18 protein-coding genes and 1 riboswitch are annotated in these 19,049 nt (G+C 57.2%); of the genes, 6 read left to right on the top strand and 12 right to left on the bottom strand.

Annotated elements, in window-relative coordinates; genetic code table 11:
• The first annotated feature begins 31 nt into the window (after positions 1 to 31).
• From BJF95_RS02945 to BJF95_RS02935, 3 genes are read left to right on the top strand one after another with little or no spacing between them, the layout of a single operon-like run.
• Positions 32 to 970 (top strand): ABC transporter substrate-binding protein, encoded by a 939-nt coding sequence (locus BJF95_RS02945; protein WP_075637971.1) that lies wholly within the window; start codon positions 32 to 34, stop codon positions 968 to 970.
• 43 nt (positions 971 to 1,013) lie between these two features.
• Positions 1,014 to 1,943, top strand: coding sequence for an ABC transporter substrate-binding protein (locus BJF95_RS02940; protein ID WP_075637970.1), 930 nt, complete (start codon positions 1,014 to 1,016; stop codon positions 1,941 to 1,943).
• Positions 1,944 to 1,976: 33 nt separating this feature from the next.
• A complete protein-coding gene (locus BJF95_RS02935; RefSeq protein WP_075637969.1) occupies positions 1,977 to 3,020 on the top strand; it encodes an LLM class flavin-dependent oxidoreductase in 1,044 nt (347 codons plus the stop codon).
• Positions 3,021 to 3,178: 158 nt separating this feature from the next.
• On the opposite strand, the gene BJF95_RS02930 is transcribed toward BJF95_RS02935, so the two are convergent.
• Genes BJF95_RS02930 through nrdH form a run of 5 tightly spaced genes read right to left on the bottom strand, consistent with a single transcriptional unit; the run spans position 3,179 to position 8,100 of the window.
• Positions 3,179 to 4,273, bottom strand: coding sequence for a 5-methyltetrahydropteroyltriglutamate--homocysteine S-methyltransferase (locus BJF95_RS02930; RefSeq protein ID WP_075637968.1), 1,095 nt, complete (start codon positions 4,271 to 4,273; stop codon positions 3,179 to 3,181).
• A 47-nt stretch (positions 4,274 to 4,320) separates the two neighbouring features.
• Positions 4,321 to 5,310: a class 1b ribonucleoside-diphosphate reductase subunit beta gene (gene nrdF / locus BJF95_RS02925; RefSeq protein ID WP_075637967.1), complete on the bottom strand. Its 990-nt coding sequence runs from the start codon at positions 5,308 to 5,310 to the stop codon at positions 4,321 to 4,323.
• A 17-nt stretch (positions 5,311 to 5,327) separates the two neighbouring features.
• A complete protein-coding gene (gene nrdE, locus BJF95_RS02920) occupies positions 5,328 to 7,481 on the bottom strand; it encodes a class 1b ribonucleoside-diphosphate reductase subunit alpha (RefSeq protein ID WP_075637966.1) in 2,154 nt (717 codons plus the stop codon).
• On the bottom strand, positions 7,469 to 7,867 hold the full coding sequence (gene nrdI / locus BJF95_RS02915; RefSeq protein WP_075637965.1) for a class Ib ribonucleoside-diphosphate reductase assembly flavoprotein NrdI: 399 nt from the start codon (positions 7,865 to 7,867) through the stop codon (positions 7,469 to 7,471). The genes nrdE and nrdI overlap by 13 nt, the downstream gene beginning before the upstream one ends.
• A gap of 11 nt (positions 7,868 to 7,878) precedes the next feature.
• The gene (gene nrdH / locus BJF95_RS02910; RefSeq protein WP_075637964.1) at positions 7,879 to 8,100 is read right to left on the bottom strand and encodes a glutaredoxin-like protein NrdH; all 222 of its coding nucleotides are present in this window, start codon (positions 8,098 to 8,100) and stop codon (positions 7,879 to 7,881) included.
• Between the two features lie 245 nt (positions 8,101 to 8,345).
• A riboswitch (cobalamin riboswitch) is annotated at positions 8,346 to 8,559 on the bottom strand.
• Between the two features lie 388 nt (positions 8,560 to 8,947).
• On the opposite strand from nrdH, the gene BJF95_RS02905 reads away from it, so the two are divergent.
• On the top strand, positions 8,948 to 9,934 hold the full coding sequence (locus BJF95_RS02905) for an AraC family transcriptional regulator (RefSeq protein ID WP_075637963.1): 987 nt from the start codon (positions 8,948 to 8,950) through the stop codon (positions 9,932 to 9,934).
• A gap of 59 nt (positions 9,935 to 9,993) precedes the next feature.
• The gene (locus BJF95_RS02900; RefSeq protein WP_075637962.1) at positions 9,994 to 11,202 is read left to right on the top strand and encodes an MFS transporter; all 1,209 of its coding nucleotides are present in this window, start codon (positions 9,994 to 9,996) and stop codon (positions 11,200 to 11,202) included.
• Positions 11,203 to 11,502: 300 nt separating this feature from the next.
• Here BJF95_RS02900 and BJF95_RS02895 read toward each other — a convergent pair whose 3' ends face one another.
• The 5 genes from BJF95_RS02895 to BJF95_RS02875 are packed head-to-tail and all read right to left on the bottom strand — an operon-like array spanning position 11,503 to position 16,422.
• Complete coding sequence (locus tag BJF95_RS02895) at positions 11,503 to 12,408, bottom strand: alpha/beta fold hydrolase (protein ID WP_075637961.1); 906 nt, start codon at positions 12,406 to 12,408, stop codon at positions 11,503 to 11,505.
• Between the two features lie 24 nt (positions 12,409 to 12,432).
• Entirely contained in the window at positions 12,433 to 13,617 is a 1,185-nt protein-coding gene (locus BJF95_RS02890) for a thiolase family protein (RefSeq protein WP_075637960.1), read from the bottom strand.
• A 43-nt stretch (positions 13,618 to 13,660) separates the two neighbouring features.
• Entirely contained in the window at positions 13,661 to 14,671 is a 1,011-nt protein-coding gene (locus BJF95_RS02885; protein WP_075637959.1) for an aldo/keto reductase, read from the bottom strand.
• 23 nt (positions 14,672 to 14,694) lie between these two features.
• Complete coding sequence (locus BJF95_RS02880; RefSeq protein WP_075637958.1) at positions 14,695 to 15,993, bottom strand: MFS transporter; 1,299 nt, start codon at positions 15,991 to 15,993, stop codon at positions 14,695 to 14,697.
• A 48-nt stretch (positions 15,994 to 16,041) separates the two neighbouring features.
• Positions 16,042 to 16,422 (bottom strand): MarR family winged helix-turn-helix transcriptional regulator, encoded by a 381-nt coding sequence (locus BJF95_RS02875; RefSeq protein WP_245297221.1) that lies wholly within the window; start codon positions 16,420 to 16,422, stop codon positions 16,042 to 16,044.
• A 181-nt stretch (positions 16,423 to 16,603) separates the two neighbouring features.
• On the opposite strand from BJF95_RS02875, the gene BJF95_RS02870 reads away from it, so the two are divergent.
• Entirely contained in the window at positions 16,604 to 17,173 is a 570-nt protein-coding gene (locus BJF95_RS02870; RefSeq protein ID WP_075637956.1) for a TetR/AcrR family transcriptional regulator, read from the top strand.
• Positions 17,174 to 17,210: 37 nt separating this feature from the next.
• Here BJF95_RS02870 and BJF95_RS02865 read toward each other — a convergent pair whose 3' ends face one another.
• Together BJF95_RS02865 and acuI are read right to left on the bottom strand one after the other, a co-directional pair.
• A complete protein-coding gene (locus BJF95_RS02865; RefSeq protein WP_075637955.1) occupies positions 17,211 to 17,789 on the bottom strand; it encodes a TetR/AcrR family transcriptional regulator in 579 nt (192 codons plus the stop codon).
• Positions 17,790 to 17,937: 148 nt separating this feature from the next.
• Positions 17,938 to 18,927, bottom strand: coding sequence for an acrylyl-CoA reductase (NADPH) (gene acuI, locus BJF95_RS02860; RefSeq protein ID WP_075637954.1), 990 nt, complete (start codon positions 18,925 to 18,927; stop codon positions 17,938 to 17,940).
• Positions 18,928 to 19,049: the final 122 nt, after the last annotated feature.

Below are 19,049 nucleotides of genomic sequence, written 5' to 3'. Positions count from 1 at the left end.
TCTATCTCTCATTCTTTCACTGGAGGACGTCATGACCATTCGAACAATTTTGCCAGGCCTTGCGCTGGCCGCAGTCACAGCCCTTTCTGCGACCACCACGCAGGCAGCCGAAAAATTCAACCTCAGCCCGGACATTTCGAACCGGGTCCGGGCCGAGAAAAATGAGGCAGCACTTGCGGCCATCAAACCTGGCTTCAAGTTTGTGACGCCGGGCAAGTTCACCGTTGCGGTCAATCCGGGTGATCCACCAATTGCCACCTACGCGTCTGATACGAAAACCATTGTGGGGGCGGACCCTGATCTCGCCCAGCTGTTGGCGGATTCGCTTGGGCTTCAGCTAGAACTGGTGCCAGTGGCATGGGCAGATTGGCCTTTGGGCATTGCGTCCGGTAAATATGATGCGGTCATCACCAACGTAACCGTGACCGAGCAGCGAAAGGAAAAATATGATTTTTCCACTTACCGTAAGGATGTGATCGGCTTTTATGCCAAGAAGGATAGTCCGATCACATCCATCAAGGAACCCAAAGACGTGGCGGGTCTTCGTGTGATTACCGGGGCTGGCACCAATCAGGAAAAGATCATTCTGGATTGGGACCGTCAAAATGTTGCCGCCGGCTTAAAGCCGATTGACGTGCAATATTATGACGATAGCGCAGCCCGTGACCTAGCCCTGCAATCAGGTCGTGCGGATGTTCAATTTAACCCGAATTCGATGCAGGCCTATGTGTCGCAGGTGAAGGGCAATACAAAGCTTGTGGGGCTTGTCAACGGTGGTTGGCCGCTGACGGCAGATATTGCCACCGTGACCCGAAAAGACGCGGGCCTTGCCGACGCACTGACCCTTGCCACCAACACGCTGATTAAAAATGGAAAATATGCTGAGGCGCTGAAACACTGGAATCTGGAAGCAGAAGCCATTTCCGAAAGCCGCACCAACCCACCGGGCCTGCCCAAGAGCGGATCATAACGTCATTGGAGCCACAGCATTTTTTAACATCGAGGTTGTCTTCATGAAAATCTTCGGCTCGACCCGGACGCTGGCCGCTGCTGCCTTGACCCTTTTGGTCTCAGCGCCTCTCCACGCCCAACAGTTTGATCTCAGCCCTGAACAACCGGGCAGGCTTCACACGCAAAAAGATCCGAAAGCGGCTTCGGCGCTTTCGGCGGATTACAAATTCGCCCATGCTGGCGTGTTGACAGTGGCTGTTGCGGTCGGCGCTCCACCAATCACCGCCTATGCGACGGATGCGAAAACAGTCGTTGGTTTTGATCCGGACCTTGCCGTGCTGGTGGCTGAGAGCCTTGGCCTGAAGCTGGATCTTGTCTCTGTGGCCTGGGCAGATTGGCCACTAGGCCTTACGTCTGGCAAATATGATGCCGTGATCTCCAACGTTGGCGTGACTGAACAGCGCAAGCAAAAGTTTGACTTCTCGACCTACAGGCAAGGGCTGCACGGCTTTTACGTCAAGAAAGATGGCCCGATCACATCCATCAAGGAGCCAAAGGATGTTGCTGGCCTCAAGATCATCGTCAGTTCGGGCACCATTCAGGAGCGTATTCTGCTGGAATGGGACAAGCAGAACAGGGCAAGCGGGCTAAAGCCGCTGGAACTGCAATATTACGATGATGATGCTGCGGCGGATCTGGCGCTGCAATCCGGTCGGGCTGATGCCAATTTTGGCCCGAACGCCGTGCAGGCATGGCAGGCTGCAACCCTTGGCCGCAAGCGCTTGGTGGGAACCGTCAATGCCGGCTGGCCATTGACCGCAGAGGTTGGCGTAACAACTCGAAAAGGCAGTGGATTGGCTGAGCCCATCCGAATTGCCATCAATGATCTGATCGCCAGCGGCCAATATCAGGCGGCACTGGCGCGCTGGAATTTGTCTGCGGAAGGTCTGTCAGAATCGAAGGTCAATCCTCCGGGGTTGCCTGCTTATTGAAGACATCCGTATCGCTCGAAATAGGATCCACCCATGACCATTGCAATCGATCATATCGGATTTCTGACCCCCGGAAACTATTCTGCTTCCAATCCACTGGCGGGATTGGAAGCGAGTTTGCAGCTGTTTGAGCATGGCGAACAGCTTGGCTTTAACTCGGCCTGGGTGCGGCATCGACATCTGGAGCCGGGCATTTCCTCAGCTGCTGTCTTTCTGGCAGCGGTAGGCCAACGCACCCGTCATATCGAAATTGGCACCGCCGTCATTCCCCTTGGCTATGAAAGCCCCTTTCGGCTGGCGGAAGATCTGGCACTGGCCGATGTCCTGTCCAGCGGACGGCTCAACATTGGCGTCAGCGTTGGCTTGCCGCCCCATATTGAGCTGATGGGCAGCCGGGTTTTCGATGGGGATTGGACAACATACGACTTTTCCTACAACCGTGCCCTACGGTTGATTGATAGCCTGCGCAGTGGCTATCTCGGGCTCGAGGACACGAGATTGGCAACGCCCTTTGGTCCGCAACGCCCAAGGTTGCATCCTATAGCAAAAGGACTGATTGACCGCATCTGGTATGGCGGCGGCTCGATTGCCTCGGCAAAATGGGCCGGCAGCAATGGTCTCAACCTGTTGATTGGCAATGTCACCTCTGGCGAAGATACCGATGATTTTTATGTCGCACAGGCAAGACAGCTCAGTCTCTATCGGGCCGCGGGCGGTACTGCCAGCCGTGTGGCGCTCGGTCGGGTGATTGTCCCACTTGATAGCGCCAGCGCGACAACACGGCGGAAATATCTGGATTTTGCCAACGCGCGGTTGGAACGCACGCTTCATGCCAATGGTCCACGGCGAACACTCTATCCTCGGGATCTGGTCGGTCACAGCGATGACATTGTAGAATGGCTTCACGCCGATCCTATCCTCAATGAGGTTTCAGAGCTGCGTCTGGAATTACCCTATGAGTTCGAGCTGGAAGAATATAGCCAGATTCTGCATGATTTCGTCACCAAAATCGCCCCCAGGCTTGGCTGGCACGCCCCGGATTTTTCCAAAGCGCAGCAATTGGTCAAGGTGCTGTGAACGACAAAATCACAGGATCAATGCCAAACAATGGTCATTGATCCTGTGCTTTCTATGGAGGATGATTATGAGCGCTGCAAGTGTCAACGATTGCTATATCGCCCTTGAAATCAGCCAACGCACATGGCTGTAGGCCTGCACGCAAGCGACAGTGCGCTTTATGCTTCTCCCCAAATCGCCTTGGCGGTCTTCACCACCAGTTCCAGCTTGCGTTTCTGATCGTCCTCGCTGATAGCGTTGCCGTGTTCGGTGGATGCAAAACCGCATTGCGGAGCGATGCCCAGCTGATCGATGTCGACAAACTTTGCCGCATCGTCGAAATGGCGGCGGAGCGAATCCAGATTTTCCAGTTCGCCCGTCTTCGTGGTGATAAAACCCGCCATGATCCTCTTCCTACCCTTGGGCAAAAGCTTCAGGGGCTCCAGACCTCCAGCGCGGTCCGTGTCATATTCCATGAAGTAGACATCAACGCTGGTCTTGTTGAAGATCGCATCGGCTGCGGCATCATAGCCCCCGGATGCGGCATGCGTGGAGCGAAAATTGCCCCGGCACATGTGCATGCCGATCACCATGTCCGACGGGCGATCCTTGATTGCTTCTTCCAGCATCCAGGCATAGCGGTCGATCAACCAGTCCGGATCCTGCCCCATCGCCCTGCGCTGTTCACGCTGGTTAGGATCGCCGAGATAAGCGAAAAAGATATCGTCGAGCTGAAGATAGCGGCAACCCGCAGCGTAATAGGCGGCCACCGCCTGTTTGTAGGTCCGGGCAATATCGGCGAAGAGATGGTCCGGATCCTTATATTCCGCTGGGCGTACATCGGCCGGGGCGGTTCGAAAGTGCACGCATGACGGTCCCGGAATAGAGATTTTCGGGCATACGCTGGTGTGGTCTTTCACGAAGGTGAAATGTTCCAGCATCGGGTGATCGGCCGGAAAGCCGAGCTTGCTATTGATGACGGGATGCACGGGCGGAATCTGCGTTCCATGAAATTGCACGCCTTCGCCCCGGGTCTCCATGTCCATGCCATCCAGCATGCCCATGAAATCAAAATGCCAGAAGGCACGGCGTGCTTCGCCATCGGTTACAACCTTGAGGCCGACATCCTCCTGCATCTTGATAAGGGACGGAATCTCGGCATCTTCGACGGCCCGCAGTTCGGCGGCGGACGCATGGGCGTGCCGGGCTTCGGCAATGCGGCGGGGGCGCAGAAGGCTGCCGACGTGGTCGGCACGAAAGGGTGGTGTTGGCATGGGTATTCCTCCTATGGATAGTTTTCGTCTTGTCTTTCATACGCGCTTCAGAAATCCCAGTCCTCATCCTCGGTCGCCACGGCCTTGCCAATGACATAAGAGGAGCCGGAGCCGGAGAAGAAATCGTGGTTCTCGTCGGCATTGGGCGAAAGAGCCGAGAGGATCGCCGGGTTGACTTTGCAGGCCTCCGGCGGGAAGAGCGCCTCATAGCCGAGGTTCATCAGCGCCTTGTTGGCGTTGTAATGCAGGAATTTCTTCACATCCTCGGTGAGGCCGACGCCATCATAGAGGTCTTCCGTATAGCGTGCTTCGTTGTCGTAGAGTTCGAGCATCAGGTCGAAGGCAAAGTCCTTTATCTCCTGTCTGCGCGCCTCCGACGCGCGCTCGAGTGCGCGCTGGAACTTGTAACCGATATAATAGCCATGCACCGCCTCGTCGCGGATAATCAGGCGAATAAGATCGGCGGTATTGGTGAGCTTTGCCCGGCTCGACCAGTACATCGGCAGATAGAAGCCGGAATAGAAGAGGAAGCTCTCCAGGAAGACGGAGGCCACCTTTTTCTTCAAGGGATCGCCGCCATCATAGTGTTCCATGATCAGCGCGGACTTGCGCTGCAGGAACTCGTTCTCCTCTGACCAGCGATAGGCATCGTCCACGTCCGGCGTCAGGCACAGCGTCGAGAAGATCGAGGAATAGGAGCGCGCATGCACCGCCTCCATGAAGGAGATGTTAGAGAGCACCGCCTCTTCATGGGCCGTTTGAACATCGGCCATCAGGCGCACCGCGCCGACCCCGTTCTGAATCGTGTCGAGCAGTGTCAGCCCGGTGAAGACGCGAATGGTGAGCGTCTGTTCCTCGGGTCGCAAGGTGGCCCAGGAGGGAATGTCGTTCGACAGTGGCACCTTTTCCGGCAGCCAGAAATTCGAGGTCAGGCGGTTCCAGACCTCCAGGTCCTTGTCGTCCTCGATGCGGTTCCAGTTAATGGCGCGGATAGCGCGCGCAGGGCGACTGGGTCGGGGATTCGCTTGAATGTTCATGGGATCGGTCCTTGCGGTCACAATGCGCAGGAAACGCAGCCCTGCACTTCCGTGCCGGTCAGCGCCATCTGGCGAAGGCGGATGTAATAGATGGTCTTGATACCCTTCTTCCAGGCGTAGATCTGCGCCCGATTGATGTCACGAGTGGTGGCCGTATCGCGGAAGAACAGCGTCAGCGACAGGCCTTGATCGACATGCTGGGTGGCCGCCGCGTAGGTGTCGATGATCTTTTCCGGCCCGATCTCATAGGCATCCTGATAGTAGTCCAGATTATCGTTTGTCAGGTAAGCCGCCGGGTAATAGACGCGGCCGATCTTGCCTTCCTTGCGGATCTCGATCTTTGAGACGATAGGGTGGATCGAGGAAGTCGAGTGGTTGATATAGGAGATCGATCCTGTCGGCGGCACGGCCTGGAGATTCTGATTATAGAGCCCACCCGCCATGACAGCGGTCTTCAGGTCTGCCCAGTCCCGCTGCGTCGGGATATGAATCCCTGAGTCCTGGAAAAGCTTAGCGACCTTTTCTGTCGCCGGTTTCCACTCGCGCTCGATGTATTTGTCGAAATACTCACCCGTCACGTATTTCGAATTTTCAAAGCCCTTGAAGCTTCGGCCCTTCTCGACTGCCAGACGGTTGGAGGCCTTCAACGCATGATAGGTGACGGTGTAAAAGTAGATGTTGGTAAAATCGATCCCTTCTTCAGAACCGTAGAAAATGCGTTCCCGGGCGAGATAGCCATGCAGGTTCATCTGGCCGAGACCGATGGCGTGGCTGTCGTCATTGCCCTTGGCAACGGATGGCACTGACATGATGTTGCTCATTTCGGAGACGGCCGTCAGCGCCCTGATCGAGGTTTCGATCGTCTTGCCGAAATCGGCGCTATCCATTGCGGCGGCAATGTTCAGCGAGCCGAGATTGCAGGAAATGTCCTTGCCCATCTGAGCATAGGACAGATCATCGTTGAACTTGCTCGGCTCGCTCACCTGCAGAATTTCGGAGCAGAGATTGCTCATCGAGATGCGGCCCGCGATCGGGTTGGCGCGGTTCACCGTATCCTCGAACATGATGTAGGGATAACCACTCTCGAACTGGATTTCGGCGATCACCTGGAAGAAGTCGCGCGCCTTGATCTTCCTCTTGCGGATCCGGGGATCCTCGACCATTTCGCGATACTTCTCCGTCACCGAAATCTCGGTGAAGGCCACGCCATAGACGCGCTCCACGTCATGCGGAGAGAACAGATACATGTCCTCATTGTTTTTCGCGAGTTCGAAGGTGATGTCGGGGATGACGACACCCAGCGACAGCGTCTTGATGCGGATCTTCTCGTCCGCATTCTCGCGCTTGGTATCGAGAAAACGCATGATGTCGGGGTGATGGGCGTGGAGATAGACAGCACCCGCTCCCTGTCGCGCGCCAAGCTGGTTAGCGTAGGAGAAGGCGTCTTCCAGCAGCTTCATCACCGGGATGACGCCAGAGGACTGGTTCTCGATCTGCTTGATGGGAGCGCCCATCTCACGCAGATTGGTGAGCGACAGCGCAACGCCGCCGCCGCGCTTGGAGAGCTGAAGCGCCGAATTGATCGAGCGTCCGATGCTTTCCATATTGTCCTCGACCCGCAGCAGGAAGCAGGAGACGAGTTCACCGCGCTGTTGCTTTCCGGCGTTCAGGAAGGTCGGGGTCGCTGGCTGGAAGCGGCCGGAAATGATCTCGTCCATCAGATCACGGGCAAGTTGCTCATTGCCGCGGGCAAGCGTCAGCGCCACCATGCAGACCCGGTCTTCGTAGCGCTCCAGATAGCGCTTTCCGTCGAAGGTCTTCAGCGTATAGGAGGTGTAATATTTGAACGCGCCGAGAAAGGTCGGGAAGCGGAACTTGCGCGCATAGGCTTCATCGAACAGATCGCGCACGAAGTTGAACGAATACTGGTCCAGAACCTCGCGCTCGTAATAGCCTTCAGTCACAAGGTAGTCGAGCTTCTCCCGCAGGTTATGGAAGAAGACCGTGTTCTGGTTGACGTGTTGCAGAAAATACTGTTTTGCCGCCTGCCGATCCTTGTCGAGCTGGATACGGCCGTCCTCGTCATAGAGGTTCAACATGGCGTTGAGCGCGTGGTAATCCAGCGCAGGTGCAGTGGCCTTGGCTGGTCGTTCGAGTTCTAGCGTTTCCAAAATCGTTCCAGTCCCTGTCTAACGGCGATCACGTCCTCTTGCGTTCCGAGAAGCTCGAACCGGTAGAGAAGCGGCACACCACATTTGTCGGCGATGATCTTGCCGGCGCGCCCGTAGGCCTCGCCGAAATTTGTGTTGCCAGCGGCGATCACGCCGCGGATCAGGCTTCGATTGTCCGGATTGTTGAGAAAGCGGATGACCGGCTTTGGCACCGCTCCCTTGTCACCGCCGCCGCCATAGGTGGGCGTGACGAGGATGAAGGGCGCGTTGACCCGAGGCGGCTCGTCCGTCGCATCGATCGGCAGACGCAGCCCGTCTGCTCCGAGCTTCTCAACAAAACGACGGGTGTTCTCCGACGTGCTGGAAAAATAGACGAGACCGCCCACGGGGCCTGACCTCAGGCGAGCGCGCTGATCATATCGGGACGGAAGCCCGCCCAATGCTGCTCTCCGGCAATGACCACCGGAACCTGACGGTAACCGAGATCCTGCACCAGCGCGAAAGCCTGTGCGTCTTCGGAGACGTCGACGAGCGTGTAGTCGATCCCCTGTCGGTCAAGGGCGCGGGTGGTAGCAGTGCATTGAACGCAGGCAGGCTTGGAATAGACAGTGATCGACATGATTTCCTCGTGATGCTGGACGCAGAAAGATATGCCCAGCCTGACATCAGACCGGAGTGGAAAAGACAGTGGTGGAGATAGACGGAACGATTAGCCGCGGTCGAAACGACTACGGATCAGCGATGATCTGGAATTTTGGTTTCATGGCCTTCACCCCGAAGCAGACAGATAGCGGGGCAGCGAGGACGACACACGACCGGCTTCATCCGGACGCAAAATGCCGCACCCTTCCGGACACCCCGCCAGTGGACGTATCGATCAAGGCAGGTCTCCTGGCTCACGGTTCACTGCACCTTCTCCGCCTTCCCGGGAAACCCAGTGGCATGATGGATAAGGCACTCGCCGTTCACAGTTGCGGGGGCAGCCTCGGCTTCACGGACATCATGCCCGCTACCGAATTCCCGTCTTAGCCCTTCATTCAAACACGAATCTAAAGGAACCTTGAACACTAGATATAGTAGACAAGTTTAAATCGTCGTCAACACCTATGATTTGTCTGTGCTGAATTCACAGGGGATAACTGGATCCAAGCCTTACCGGCTGCTTGCCCGTAACCTGTTACCCAAGGTCATGCGATCCCGCATCGTCCTGCCTTTACGCTCAAAGGGGCTTATAGAAGTCCTCGCTGGTATCCATGCCCTTTGCCGAAGGATAACCAAGAATGCTCTGCTCTTGAAGGGATTTGAACCGGCAGCCTGTCACAAGAAAATTCTCCCGGCGCGGTATCCGTAGACTGGCCAGAAACTTGGCCTGTCTGGAAAGGATAGTCCGTGGCGGAAATGAGAATGGCAGGGCACAGGCTCTGTTCCCAATTGCCTATCGGACGATTGGCATTTATAATACATAAATGTTTGACCGTTCGTCCCAGCCTTCTTCGCCAAATATTCCGGTGGATGCGTTAAGCGAAGTCCTGCAAGACTTTCGCTTGAGCGGCGTTAGCTATAGCCGTTGCGAGCTTCGGCACCCATGGAGCATCGCCTTTCCGCAACAACAGCTGCTTCGTTTTCACTTTGTAAGCCAAGGTCCATGCTGGATCCACACGAAAGCGCAGGGCTGGCAGGAGTTGGGCGATGGCGATCTGGTGCTGCTGCCGCAAGGCATTCCCCATCGGCTTGCCAGCGCACCGGACGTTGTCGGCGACTCTCTCAACGAATGTCAGGTAACCAAGTTGGGAGGCAACGTTTGCGAAGTTGTGCGGGAAGGCACAGGCGAAACAAGCACCCTTTTCTGCGGTTCGATGGCCTTGGGCGTTTGTGCCCTCGATCCGTTGATCTCTTTGATGCCGCCAATCATCAAGAGCTGTGACGTGGCCAGCAATGACCCAATTGTTGGTCCCTTGTTGGCAGCTATGACGGCAGAAGCGACCCATCCACAGATGGGCAGCGCCACAATATTATCGCGAATGGCGGACCTACTTACAGCGCGGCTCATCCGCTGCTGGGTCAATTGCACGGGCGCCCCGACAACCGGTTGGCTCGCCGCCATCCGCGACCCCAATATAGGTCGCGCTCTGGCAGCCATGCACCGAGATCCCGGCCATAACTGGACGCTGGAAAGACTTGCTACTGTGGCAGGTCAATCGCGCTCGATTTTCGCGGAGCGCTTCAGCGCTATTTTAGGGGAAGGTGCTGTACACTATCTCGCCCGGTTGCGTATGCAGGTTGCCCGCGAATTGTTGAGCCAAAGCGGCATGTCGGTTGCCGACGTCGCTACCCGGTTAGGCTACGAGTCCGAGGCATCCTTCGCTCGTGCGTTCAAGCGAATTACCAGTGTCTCGCCCGGCGCTGTGCGACGCACAATTTCCGGACGAACGGACATGGATTTCGGAGTTTAGGATACATCGCATCCGAGAAAACCCGTCTATAAAGAGCTCCAACTCTTGGAGACATCTCAATGACGGACACTACATTCCAGCTTGAAAGCGGGGTGATCGATCCCGATGCCGATACGCCAGCCGTGTGGAGCCGGGCCACCTGGTTCGCGGTCCTTTCAATGGCAGCCACCAGCTTTGCTCTGGTGTCGGCCGAGTTTATGCCTGCAGGCCTGTTGACACCAATGGCGCGTGATCTCGGCGTCAGCGAGGGAGTGGCCGGACAGGTCGTGACCGCCACCGCCTCTGTGGGTGCCGTGACGGCAATATTGAGCAATGTGCTGATTGGTCGACTGAACCGCAAGACGGTGCTCGTTGGTCTGAGCGCCTTGGCTGTCGGCTCCAACATTCTTGCGGCAAATGCGACCGATTTTTGGATATTGTTGTTAGGTCGAGCCGGGCTGGGCGTCGCACTCAGCGCTTTCTGGGCGCTCTCAGTTGCCGTCGTAGCAAGACTAGTTGGGGCGAATGCGACAGGCCGGGGCATGGCGATCGTCACTCTTGGCGTCTCGCTCGCCACCATTGCAGCACCTTCGATGGGTGCACTAATCAGCAACTGGCTGGGTTGGCGCATCGCCATGGCCATGACTGCGGGGCTGGCCGTATTTGCCATGTTGATGCAGTGGCTTAGCTTGCCGACTCTGCCTGCAACCACAAGCAATAGCCTCGCCGACGTCTTCCGGCTGACACGGCGGCGTGGTATCCAGATTGGGATGCTTGCTATCCTCTTGCTAATGACGGGGCATTTCGCTGGTTCAGTCTATGTGCGCCCCTTCCTCGAACAGGTTACGCTCCTGACAACCGGGCCGATTGCCCTGGCGCTGCTCGGATTTGGTGTCGCCGCTGTGATCGGTAACATCGCCGGCGGTCGGATGGCCGATGCCAATGTCCGCATTGCCCTCGCGGTCACTGCCGCATTGATGGCGTTTGCGGCCTTTGCGTTGTTACTTTGGGGCGTGCACATCGGTGTTGCCTTCTGCTTCGCCGCGGTGTGGGGCTTCGCCTTCGGCATGGCACCCGTCGTTCTGCCAACCAATCTGTCCCGCGCCGCGCCCGACGCGCTAGAGGCGGCGGGCAGTCTTATGGTAACCTCGTTCCAGGTGGCGATTACTATCGGCGCGGTTGTTGGAGGCTTTGTCTTGGACACTTATGGCGCTACGGGACCCTTAACTCTTACCGCGATCCTATCCGCATCCACGGTCATACTGTCCTTGCTGCAGCCCCGGGGCTGATCCTTGTTGCTACTGCTGCGCGGTAGGTCGCGCAGCAGTAGCGTCCGACAATTTCCAAGGACTGGGATTCAACGGTCCGCATCTGCGCGATGCGGAAATACTGAGTTCTCAAGCCTGACTACCCGTGTGGCACTTTCTTGGTACTATCTGACCCCTTGATGGGATCTGAGCCAGCGTAGCAGCGATTCAGTTGCCGTGAATCAGTGTCTTTCGTTAGGATTAGACCTTCGTAAGACCAGCAAGGCTGCGACGAAGCGTGGCTTCTGTCTAGAGACAAGAGCTGCCTTCGATAACACCTGATCAATCGGCTGACTTCGTATCGATCAAATGCCGTCGCAGAAAACGTGCTAAATGATCAACAACCAGGCCGGGCTCGATATCGGGGAAAAAATGCCCGCCGGGCACGCCATACGCTTCGAGGCTGGCGCAGTATGAGGCCCAGACGGATGGAATGTCGTAGAGTCTCGCCATGGCACCTGAAGCACCGTAAAGGATCATAGCTGGCGTCTCGACAAGGCGGCTGAGATCGGCCTTGTCGTTGGCAAAGTCCACTTTCAATGCTGCACGGTAATCGTTGCAACCGCCCGCGATGGAATCTGGATCGTGCCACGACGCCCGGTAGGCAGCCAGTTGCTCCGGGGCAAAATCCTCCGCCTTTGCCCCACCCCAGCCGAACAGACAAGCTTCGTAGAACAGGTCCGGATTGGCTTGTATTACCTGTTCCGGAAACGGAGCGGGTTGGGCAAGGAAAAACCAGTGCCAGTAGCTTTGCGCGACCTCTTTGCGCAGATCACTCAGCAGTTCGAACGTGGGCACGATATCCATCATCGTCAAACTCATCACGGACGTCCCACGGTCGAGGCACAGGCGATGCGCAACGCGAGCGCCCCGATCATGCCCGACAACATGGAAACGGTCATGACCGAGGCTGGTCATCAACGCGATCTGATCCATCGCCATGGCACGAAAGCTGTAATTTGCCAGATCCGTATCAGCAAGCGGCTTGGACGACTGCCCGTAGCCGCGAAGATCAGGGCAAATGACGCGAAAGCCGCGGTTGACCAGAGCCGGAGCGATTTTCGCCCAAAGCGCCTTGTTCTGCGGAAAGCCGTGCAGCAAAAGCACGGGTTCACCTTCACCGGCAGCGACATAGGAAATTTCTATGCCATTGGCCGTCAAGCGGCCCGCCTCGAAATCATCGAACATGTGGCTCTCCCTGTGTTTGGCGGTTTACAGCGTCTCAAGAGCGAGAGCGATCCCCTGCCCGCCACCGATACAAAGGGGCACCATACCCTTTTTCAGCCCGTCGCGTTGCATCGAATGGATGAGGCGCGTTACCAGAACGGCACCTGTGGCGCCGATCGCGTGCCCATGGGCGATGGCACCGCCATCGACATTGACGATCTCTTCCGGCAATCCGAGTTCCCGAATGACGGCAAGTGGAACGGCGGCAAAAGCCTCATTGATCTCGATGCGCTCGATATCGCCGAGCGACCAGCCAGCGCGTTGCAGAGCAAGGCGTACTGCCGGAACCGGCCCAAGTCCGAACATGCCTGGCTCAACGGCACCGACGCCATAACCCGCCAGGCGCGCGATCGGTTCGACACCCATCTTGTCCGCAAAACCCCGCTCTGCGACGACCATGGCCGCCGCGCCGCTGTTGAGGCCCGGCGCATTGCCTGCCGTGATGGTTCCATCCTTGCGGAAGGCGGGTTTGAGCCGCGACAGCGTCTCGGCTGTCGTGTCCGGTCGCAAGGCTTCATCAAGAGCGAAGGTCGCGACACCATGACGCCCTTTGATCTCGACAGGCGTAATTTCAGCGTCGAAGTGACCGGCAGCCTGTGCTGCGGCGAAACGCTGCTGCGAGCGCGCAGCGAATGCGTCCTGCGCCTCGCGTGTGATCTGGAGGTGCGTAACGAGATCCTCCGTATGCCATCCGGAATGTTCGCCAGAGAAAGCATCCTGCAGCCCGTCAGTCAGCATGCTGTCGAGGATCTGCGCCGGCCCCATGCGATAGCCCCAACGCCCGCCATCCATCAGATACGGTGCACGGTCCATGTTCTCCATGCCGCCAGCAACGGCCGCATTGATGTCACCGCAGGCAATCTCCTGGGCGGCATTGACGATCGCCTGCGCCCCGGAACCGCAGACCCGGTTCACCGTCAGAGCCGGAACGGATACCGGTAGTCCGCCACGGATAGCGGCCTGCCGGGCCGGGTTCATGCGATTTCCGGCCTGTATGACATTGCCCATGACGACCGAACCGACAGCGTCGCCAGCGAGGCCGGCGCGTCGTAAGGTCTCCCTCACGACGATAGCGCCGAGTTCGGTTGCAGGCACTGCTTTCAAAGCGCCGTTGAATGTACCGATCGCTGTGCGGACCGGTTTCGCCACAATGATCTCTCTGCTTCCCATCGGATCTCTCCCTTGCTTGGTCGTTCGGTAATGAGATCGCTGGTCAGGCAACGATCCTGCTGATTGCGACGCCATAGTCCTGCGAACTTGCAGCCACAGCCGCCGCAGAGCCTGCAAGACTGCTGACTTCATTGAGACGGCGGATCTGATCTTCGGAAAGATTGACGGAGACTGCGCCAATATTGGCCTTCAGTTGATCGATGGATCGCGGACCGATCAACGGAATACTGCCATGGCTGATGGACCAGGCGATTGCCACACGGTCCGGGCTCGTCGAATGTTCCTCGGCAATAGCGAGAACGGTATCGAGAATGCGGGTCCGCTGCTCGCTGTTTTCCGCTTGGAACACGCGTCCACCCATCTTTTCGGCGCGACCGGTTTCGCCCTTGCGATACTTGCCCGTCAAAACACCGCCACCGAGCGGGGACCATGTCACGACACCGAGACCAAGCGCTTTGGCGGCCGGGAACAGATCGGCCTCAGGTTCACGACGCACGAGGCTGTGCTCGAATTGGGCAGCCGCAATCGGAACGGCACGGGTAAGCTCGGCAATCGTTACAGCGCGCGAAAGTCGCCACGCAGGAAAGTTCGACAGACCAGCATAAAGAATCTTGCCTGCACGCGCGAGATCGTCCAGTCCACGGACAATTTCTTCAGACGGCGTCAGGCCATCTGGATGGTGGACCCAGAAGAGATCGATGCGATCCGTCTTCAGACGCTTCAAGCTCGCTTCGAGCGAGTCCACCATCGCCTTGCGGCTATTGCCGGTTACCAGACGATCCGCATCTGGGGCGGCTCCGCTGGTGTATTTGGTCGCCAGCAAAAAGCGTTCGCGCCGACCGGTCAACAGTTCCCCGACGAACTCTTCCGACTGTCCGAACTGATAGATCTCGGCGGTATCGATGAAGTTGCCACCGGCCTCAGCATAGGCATTGAAGATGCTGGTGCTTTCCTCCACCGTGGCCCCATGCCCCCAGCGCATTCCAAAGTTTGCGGTTCCAAGCGCGATCTGTGAGACGCGAAGACCGGTATTTCCGAACAGGGTATAATTCATAGTGTTTCCTTCCTGAGAGAGGATCAAGCCAGTTGCGGCTGATTGACGGTTGAAGATTTCTGGATCGCGAACACGGCGACCGCGGCCGCCAGACAAATTGCCCCGGCGATGTAGAAGGCGGGCAGATAGGTCGCGTAGACGCTACGGGTCAGTCCCGCGCCCCAGGCTGCCATCGCAGCGCCGATCTGATGGCCAAGGAACACCCAGCCGAAGACGATGGTGGCATTGGGGCCGAACTTTTCGGATGTGAGCTTTACCGTCGGAGGAACTGTCGCCAGCCAGTCAAGACCATAGAAAAGGGTGAAAAGACTCAGCTCGTAGAACCCGAAATCCGTGTAGGGCAAGTAGAGAAGTGAAAGACCGCGCAGACCGTAGTACCAGAAGAGCAGCCAGCGGCTGTCAAACCGATCAGACAGCCAGCCTGAACCAATGGTGCCTACGAAATTGAAGGCGCCAATTGCCGCGAGCATCCCGGCCGCGGTGACCGGTGCAATACCGAAATCGCCGCAGATCGCCACCAGATGGGTCTGGACGAGCCCGGTGGTGGTCGCCCCGCAAATAAAGAATGTTCCGAACAGTATCCAGAAAGATCCGGATCGAACAGCCATGCCAAGTACACGGATCGGAGCAAAGAGCGTGGCAAACAATGAAGTAGCGTCCGGCTCTGGCTTCGGTGCCTCGGTTGCGCCGTAAGGCAGAAGGCCGACATCTGCTGGCCGGTCACGCATCAGCAGAAGAACGATGATCGAACTCAAGGCAAGCATCGCCAGCAGCAGGCCAAGAGCGATGCGCCAACCCCACGCCTCAGAAAGAGCGGCGAATGCCGGTAGAAAGAGCACCTGTCCCGTCGCGACGCTTGCACTCAGCAAGCCAATGACCAGACCGCGTTTTGCAACGAACCATCGTGTCGCGACCGTTGCCCCGAGCACCATCGCCGTCAATCCGGTTCCCAGACCGACGACGACACCCCAGAGCAGAAAAAGCTCTGTCAAAGTCGTCATCGTAAACGAACCGACCACACCGGCAGCAATCAGCAGGAGTGCAAACAGGCAGACACGTTTGACGCCAAAACGACCGAGAAATGCTGCCGCAAATGGACCGACAGCACCGAACAGAAGGAAGCGAATGGCAAAAGCCGCAGAGATCTCGGCCACGCTCCAGCCGAACTCCTTCTGCAGAGGACCAATCAGAACTCCGGGTGCGCCAACGGCACTGGCTCCCACCATCATGGTGAGGAACGTTGTCGCAACGACGACCCAACCGTAATGGATACCCTTTTGCGAGAGATATTTCGCGTCTGGCGATATATGAAGTTCTGGCATCAAAAATCTCCCAATATGTGGGTATATACCCACATAAGGCCAAAAGAATCAGAGAGAACGAAGAATGTCCTGCAAAGCCGTGATCTTAACTGGCCCAAGCCGGGCTTCCATCGCGCTTTGGCATTCATCCCAGATAGGACCCGCCTTATTGAGCATTTCGACACCTCGATCGGAGAGCGTGATCATCGCCTCGCGTTGGTCGACATCGCCACGACCAAATCCCACTAGCTCCATGCGCTCCAGAACCCGAACATTACGTCCGATTGTCGATCGATCCAGTTGTGCGTTGCGGGCGAGATCGGTCATGCTGACTGGCTGAAGTCGCTCAATGCGTCGAAGCAGCGAAAACTGGGCGATATTAATTCCAAAAGGAGCGAGCGCTTCGTCATAAGAAGCCGATACCTTCCGGGCTGCCTCGCGCAGCATCATCGAATAACATCTGGTCATGATAGTGGGTATATACCCTTATTTTCAGCATGTCCATATCTCGTGACAGGTCAGAACTGGCAGGAAACAGCCCGGACAACAAACCAAGTCTCTTCAAGTCAGTCATTGAGTAAGATGCTATTCGTCATATATAATTCTCACGCAACCAACTGAGACGAATGCCATGAAAGTGACCAAGGAAAAGGCTGAGGAAAATCGACAGCAGGTCATCGAGACCTCCAGCCGGCTGTTTCGCGAAAAGGGTTTCGACGGCGTCGGTGTGAGCACGCTCATGCAGGCTGCAGGCCTGACCCATGGCGGGTTCTACAAGCAGTTCGAATCCAAGGATGACCTCATCGCAAAGGCCACAAAAGCGGCGCTGGATCAGACCTCGCAGCGAATGGCGTCCTTGATCGGTGAGGACAGGCGCGCATCGCTGGAGAAGGCGGTTGGTCTTTATCTGTCCGCCCAACACCGCACTGGCGTCGCGGACGGATGCGCATTTGCAGCACTCGGCCCAGATGTTGCGCGCCACGGCCCGGAGGCTCGCCGCGTCATGCAACGCGGCATCAAGGACCAGTTTACACTACTAGAATCTCTTGTTAAACCTGAAGGCGAGGAATCAAGTCGCGAGGAAGCAATTGCGACCATGGCGACGATGGTGGGCGCATTGGTCCTGGCGCGTGCAGTAGAGGACACAACACTCTCTAACGAAATCCTTGAAGCAGCGGCCCATTCCATACTTCAAAAGTGAAACGACACTACCGTCGGGACACCTTTGAACGCGATATCTATATGCCCGTTAGAGTAGTCTCTTCAGTTTCCGGCGGTGCCAGGGTTGAGGCCACGAGACTGCGCGTTTCCTCAAGAATTCGGTCAGAGAGATCTGGGTCATTGACAGCTCGGGCAAGAATCATGGCTCCGACCATGGCCACCCAGCTACCAATGATAGAAGGTCCTTTCCCAACCCGTTTATCCTGATCGCCGGCCATCCGACTGACGAGTGTCCGGGCTCCATCTGACATGACCGTCCGCGCATCAGGCCCCTGCCTTTGAACATAAGCTGCAAACGCGGCGAACGGACAGCCATTGTCCGGATTGTCACGGTGCTCGGGCGAAAGGTAGTGCGCCACATAGGCCTGCAGATCGAAGGGCTCATCGCTTCCCATCGTCAGGCAATGCGCGAGCGTCTGTCCAATCAGATCATCCTTCGACGAGAAGTGCCTGTAGAAACCACCATGGGTCAATCCGGCGTTTTGCATCACTTCGGCAACCGTAACGGTATCAAAGCCCTTGGCACGGAATAGCCTGCTTGCCGCATCGAGAATACGACGTCTGTTTTCGGTGACCTGTTCGCGCGTGACTTTCATCTCATTCCTCGGTTCCTTGGCTGCGACAAAGACTGGTTTCGCGTCCTTGCCGGAAGAACAGACCTCTATGAAAGCCAGGGGGCACGTGGTGCCCCCTGGTTAGGCCACTCAATCACTTCGCGCAAAGCGCTTCATGCAGTGAGCAACGTCATGCGTTTACATCGACAACGGTGCGACCCTGGATCTCGCCTTTCAGAATTTTCGGTGCAAGCGCTGCAACGTCAGCAAGTCCGACTGTGCTGACCGTCCTTGCGAGCTTGGCAAAATCGAGATCGGTCGACAGGCGCTTCCATGCTTCAAGGCGCACGGCTTGCGGCGCATTGACGGAGTCAATCCCGGCAAGTGTTACGTTCCTGAGGATGAACGGCAGAACGGTGCCCGGCAGATCCAAACCCTGAGCCAGCCCACAGGCTGCAACGACCCCGCGATATTTCGTCTGGGCAAGCGCATTTACCAATGTGTGGCTACCAACCGAATCGACCACCCCAGCCCAGCGCTCCGATCCGATAGGCCCCTTGGCTGGTTCCGAGAGGACTTTACGATCGATGATTTCGGCCGCACCCAATTCGCGCAGATAGTCGGCTTCCTGTGGCCGCCCGGTTGAGGCGACGACGCGGTAGCCGAGACCAGACAGGAGCGCAATCGCGACAGAGCCGACGCCGCCATTGGCTCCCGTGACGAGAATGTCGCCCTTGTCAGGCGTCACACCGCCATGTTCGAGCGCCAGAACACAAAGCATGGCAGTGTAGCCTGCCGTGCCGAGCGCCATGGCATCCTTGGTCGAGATGTTGTCTGGCAGCTTGACCAGCCAATCGCCACTCACCCGCGCCTTCTGGGCATAACCGCCGTGATGGGTCTGGCTGAGGCCCCAGCTATTGGCAACGACGCGATCACCGGCATTCAGGCCAGGATAGGTGGAGGTCTCAACGATGCCGGAAAAATCCACGCCCGCGATGATGGGGAAAGTCTGGATGATCGGCGCAAAGCCTGTCAGGGCCATGCCATCCTTGTAGTTGACCGTGGAGTATTCCACGGCCACGGTCACATCACCCGGCATCAGGTCATTCTCATCGAAATCCACCACATTGGCGGAAATCGCATCACCGGCCTTTGTCGCCAGCAGCGCTTTGAAAGTCATGTTGTAAATCCTTGAAACGGGAAAATTCTGGTTGGAAAGAGTGTTACTTTGCTTCGAGATAACGGCTTGCGGCAGTGGTATGTCCGGTGTCCTGCAAAAGCGCCTGGCGCACAGTTTCCAGC

The organism is Rhizobium oryziradicis (assembly GCF_001939045.1).
GTDB lineage: Bacteria > Pseudomonadota > Alphaproteobacteria > Rhizobiales > Rhizobiaceae > Allorhizobium > Allorhizobium oryziradicis.
This window is presented reverse-complemented; position numbering and strand designations above follow the sequence as displayed.